Source organism: Chamaesiphon sp. OTE_20_metabat_361 (assembly GCF_031364565.1).
The window spans coordinates 1-5,350 of sequence record NZ_JANLWO010000419.1; the positions used below are offsets into that span (position 1 = coordinate 1).

The window sequence follows — 5,350 nt, forward strand, 5'->3', positions numbered from 1 at the left end:
GGCTTCACCCCCCCACCCCCCCCTTATCGTGGGGGGCTTATTGTACTTGCACCCACCCTTTCCCCCGGGGTGGGCTGGGGTGGGGTAAAGATCGCCGCTGCAATCCAAAATCTTAGCTCCGTTGGGGTTGGTGTTACCCCCCCAACCCCCCCTTATCAAGGTGGGGCTAATGCTACCGAGCAGCAACAAGTGCTGATCGCCGCACGGGAACTCGACTATACCGCCGTGCCCAAACAAGCCCAAACCTGGGTAAACGAGCATCTGATCTATACACACGGCTATGGCTTTACCGTCAGTCCCGTCAATCGGGTAGCAACAGGAGGATTGCCAGAATATCTGGTGAAAGATATCGGTACGAATCAGGGGCGTCCCCTGACGACAGCTAGTGCGGCTCGATCGAGTATTCCGATCGGGCAACCGCGCATTTATTATGGGGAAAGCACCGATACATACATCATGACGGGCACTAAAGTCAAAGAGTTGGACTACCCCAGTGGTAATGATAATGTTTACAACAGCTATGACGGCAGGGGTGGGATTAATATTGGTTCGCTGGGGCGAAAACTGCTATTTGCCGCATATTTGAATGATTGGCGGATGGTGCTAACGCCCGAATTTTTGCCACAGACGAAGTTATTATTGCGGCGGAATATCGATCGGCGAATTCGCGCGATCGCCCCATTCTTGCGGTACGATCGAGACCCGTATCTAGTTGCGACAGATGCGAGAGGCAATCCTACCGATGCCAAAGATCCGAGCTTTCTGTATTGGATCGTCGATGCCTATACGACGAGCGATCGCTATCCCTACGCCGATATTGGCAAGGAAGGCATCAATTATATCCGCAACTCAGTCAAAGTCGTTATCGATGCTTATCATGGCTCGGTGAGCTTTTATATTGCCGATCCGAGCGATCCGATCGTCACCACCTGGGCGAAAATCTTTCCCGATGTATTCAAACCGCTAAGTGCGATGCCTCTCAGTCTGCGGCGACATCTGCGCTATCCCCAAGACTATTTCAAGATTCAATCCGATCGGTTGATGACCTATCATATGACCGATCCGCAGGTATTTTACAATCGCGAGGATCAGTGGCAAATTCCCACTGAAGTCTACGGTGACAAGCCACGCTTGGTAGAGCCGTATTATTTGATTACCAGCTTACCGACTATCCCCGTCCCCGAATTTACGCTGCTATTGCCCTATACTCCCCAACAGCGAAGTAATTTAGTCGCTTGGTTGGCGGCGCGTTCTGACGGTGAGAATTATGGCAAATTACTACTCTACACCTTCCCGAAACAACGCCAAATCTTCGGCCCCGAACAAATCGAAGCGCGAATCAATCAAGATCCGGCAATCTCCAGCCAAATATCGCTTTGGAATCGTCAAGGTTCGCGTGTGGTACAGGGAAATCTGCTAATCGTGCCGATCGAGCAGTCCCTATTATACGTCGAACCACTCTATCTCGAAGCCACTCAAAATCAGCTTCCAACTCTAATCAGGGTAATTGTGGCGTATGAAAATCGGATCGTGATGGCGGAAACTTTACCCCAAGCTCTCGCCGCTATTTTCAAGTCTCCAGTAAATTCTCCCCCGCCTTAATTACATTATCTGAAATTAATTTTTAACTTTTCATCCCGATGAGCGATCGCCACCAGCGAATAGTAATACATCATATTGCGATCGCTAGAATAGAAAGTGCCGGGATCTCGTGAATATCAAAAATAATCTTAATGGTGTAGAGTCTGCCTCGATCGGCTTGTCAGTTTTGGGGAGTATTGCTGCGGTTGTTACTCAGCAAGTCGCCTATGTCGCGACACCTTTAACGCTTGCCCTATCGGTAAGTTTGATGAACCGCCAAAAACAATTAATCGCCGCCGAGCAGCGGCTGGCAAACTTAGAGCATCAACTGGTTGCCTTACCTGCGGCACCCACAACAGTTGACTTCTATCGCTTGTCCGCAAGTGTGAGCGAGGATCGAGCAAAACTACAACGGCTGGGAATATTGCTAACAGAAATCGAGCAAAGAAGTGACGATCTATCCCCATTTTTGACCGAAATCGATCTCACTAAAGATTCACTCAAACAGCTTAGTTTAAATCTTGCCAATTTCGAGCAGGAATTCCATAACAGCAAAGATTCTACGCGCGTTACTAATGTAGAAAGCGGATTATTAGCAACCTCGATCGATTCAATGGCAACTCTAGAACAGAGCGAGCGATCCGATCGATTAGATAATTCACCCGTGAGATTATCACAAGAAGATCTCGATCGCGATGAAATCTATTTATTAATTATCGAAGTCAAACAAAAGCTACAATCCTTAGAAGCAAACTCTAGAGTAGCTGAGGATTCGATCCAACAAGTTGGCTGGCGATTTTTAGAGCTAGAAAAAGCCTTTGCCGAGCGTCAAGATCCACACGATCTGCTCAAACTCAATGGTTCGATCGCCGAAATTGGCAAAGACATTCAGAGTCTCATCCTAGAATTTTCTCAGGTAAAAGACGCCCAAATTTCCCAGGTAACAGAACGAGAACTAGAGCAAGCTGCTCTCCACGCCTCGATCGCAGCGACAAAGCAGCAGATTCAGTTATTAACATATAACGCGATCTCGTCCGATCTCGTCGAACGTGTCAACGATCTCGATACCAGTCTGGGCGATCTGCACGACTATAATCTTAAATTGACTAATCGAATCGATAATTACACTCAACATAAATTAGATCGCGCCTAAATTTAAAATTCGATCGAGCAAGGCAGACTAGAGGTTAACACAGCAGTCTACAATAGGGAGTTGCATCTTTCCAACTAGCCGCTCGTATATGCTCCAACCCTCACCCCGTCCGCAGATCCCCACCGCTACTTGGCAACGTCAGTTTCACCAAGACTGGGAAAAACCATATACCGTCCGCTATGAGAGCAATCTCGATGATGGCCCTTTTCATGGGATGCCGTTAGGGGGATTCGGCGCGGGATGTATCGGACGATCTCATCGTGGGGAGTTCAATTTGTGGCACATCGACGGCGGCGAACATGTTTTTAAAAACCTTTCGGCGTGTCAATTTAGTGTCTTCGAGCAGCTAGAAAATGGCGATAGTCAGGCTTATGCCATGTCTACGCAAGCACCTGAAGATGAGAGTCTAGATCGCTGGCAATGGTATCCTCAGACGACGCCAGCAGGGCAAGGAACGGGTACTTATCAGGCTTTATATCCCCGCAGTTGGTATGGCTATGAAAACGTCTTCCAGGCGCAATTAACCTGCGAACAGTTCTCGCCAATTTGGGCGGATAATTATCAGGAGACTTCCTATCCGATCGCGGTATTTGAATGGACGGCTCACAATCCCACTGATAAACCGATTACTCTGAGCATCATGCTTACCTGGGAAAATACCGTCGGGTGGTTTGCGAATACTAGTCCGTCTAGTAAAGTTGAGATTCGCGACGATGGTAGTCCAGTGTATGATTATCAACCCCGCATCGGCGAAAGTGAGGGCAATTATAATCAGTGGATTGTCGATAATTATCGGGTTGGGTGTCTATTAGATAAAGCGCATAAATCTGACGAACCGATTGAAGGTGAAGGACAATGGTCGATCGCGAGTATTGCCAATCCCAGCATTGAAGTATTTTATCATTCCCGCTGGAATCCGATCGGGGATGGTGGTGAGATTTGGGATAGTTTTGCCGCCGATGGTTCGCTCCCAGATATCGACGATGAAAGTGAGGCAAAATCGGGTGAAAGAATTGCCGCAGCGATAACTATTCGGTTCACAGTCAAACCCGGACAAACGAAAAAAATACCGTTTGTTCTCGCTTGGGATTTTCCCGTTACTGAATTTGGTAAGGGCGTAAATTATTATCGCCGCTATACAGATTTCTTCGGTCGATCGGGTGAAAATAGTTGGGCGATGGTGCGGACTGCTCTCAAACATTCCGATACTTGGCAAGAGCAAATAATCAACTGGCAACAACCAATTCTCGATCGATCCGATCTACCCGATTGGTTCAAGATGGCATTGTTTAATGAGCTATATTTACTTACTGATGGCGGGACATTATGGTCGGCTGCTGACGATCGCGACCCGGTGGGACAATTCGGTGTATTAGAATGCTTAGATTATCGGTGGTATGAAAGTTTAGATGTCCGCTTATATGGCTCCTTTTCCGTCCTCTTACTGTGGCCGAAATTGGAGAAATCAATTCTAATTGCCTTCGCTAGAGCCATCCATACTGAAGATACAAATAAACGCCTCATCGGTTACTACGTCCAAACCGCATTCGGCTACGAAGATCGCCCTCAAAATGTCGATCTAGACGAGATGATGGCACCCCGAAAAACTCTCCACGCCACCCCCCACGATCTCGGCGCACCTAACGAACACCCGTGGGAAAAGACTAACTATACCTGTTATCAAGATTGCAATCTCTGGAAAGATTTGGGCAGTGATTTTGTCTTGCAAGTTTATCGCGCATATATATTTACAGGCAAACAAGATCTTGAATTTCTCGCCGAATGTTGGAGTGCGATCGTCGATACTTTAGCCTATCTCAAACAGTTCGATCTCGACAACGATGGCATGATCGAAAACTCCGGCGCACCCGATCAAACCTTCGACGATTGGCGACTGCAAGGAATCAGTGCTTATTGTGGCGGATTATGGTTAGCAGCTCTAGAGGCGGCAGTCTCGATCGGTAATATTCTCACCCAACAATACCACGGCGAACTATTACCTAAACCCGCCGAAATTATCCCTCAATATCAATCCTGGTTAGATGCAGCCAAACCCATCTATCAACAACAACTCTGGAATGGTAGCTTTTACCGCATCGATACCGAAAGCGGCTCCGAAGTAGTGATGGCAGATCAATTGTGCGGTCAATTCTACGCCAAGCTCCTAGAACTGGATGATATCGTGCCCCTAGATTGCGCCAAAACTGCTCTAGAAAACGTCTATCAATCCTGTTTCCTCAATTTCCAAGGCGGTAAATTTGGAGCCGCCAACGGGGTCAAAATCGACGGCTCACCATCGAATCCCAAAGATACCCATCCTCTCGAAGTATGGACGGGAATTAACTTCGGAATAGCTGCCTTTTTAGTCCAAATGGGAATGCGGGATGAAGCGTTGAAATTAACCGAGACAATTGTGGAGCAAGTATATACTAACGGGCTGCAATTTAGAACACCCGAAGCAATTACTTCCGCTGGCACTTTTCGCGCTAGTCACTATCTCAGAGCGATGGCGATTTGGGGAATTTATCATACGTTATCCCAACTTGATACCTAGATCCAAAGTGGTTGAAACCACTCCTCGTGATGCAAAGTCCGCCTACGCGGACTAAATTTGTC

General features: G+C 47.5%; 2 protein-coding genes and 1 pseudogene. All 3 read left to right on the forward strand.

Annotated elements, in window-relative coordinates:
- Positions 1-171: 171 nt before the first annotated feature.
- Positions 172-1,602, forward strand: a pseudogene (locus RMO35_RS12150) (UPF0182 family protein); the annotation flags it as partial.
- Between the two features lie 109 nt (positions 1,603-1,711).
- Complete coding sequence (locus RMO35_RS12155; protein ID WP_309741513.1) at positions 1,712-2,734, forward strand: hypothetical protein; 1,023 nt, start codon at positions 1,712-1,714, stop codon at positions 2,732-2,734.
- 88 nt (positions 2,735-2,822) lie between these two features.
- Complete coding sequence (locus RMO35_RS12160; RefSeq protein ID WP_309741514.1) at positions 2,823-5,288, forward strand: GH116 family glycosyl hydrolase; 2,466 nt, start codon at positions 2,823-2,825, stop codon at positions 5,286-5,288.
- The last annotated feature ends 62 nt before the right edge of the window (positions 5,289-5,350 follow it).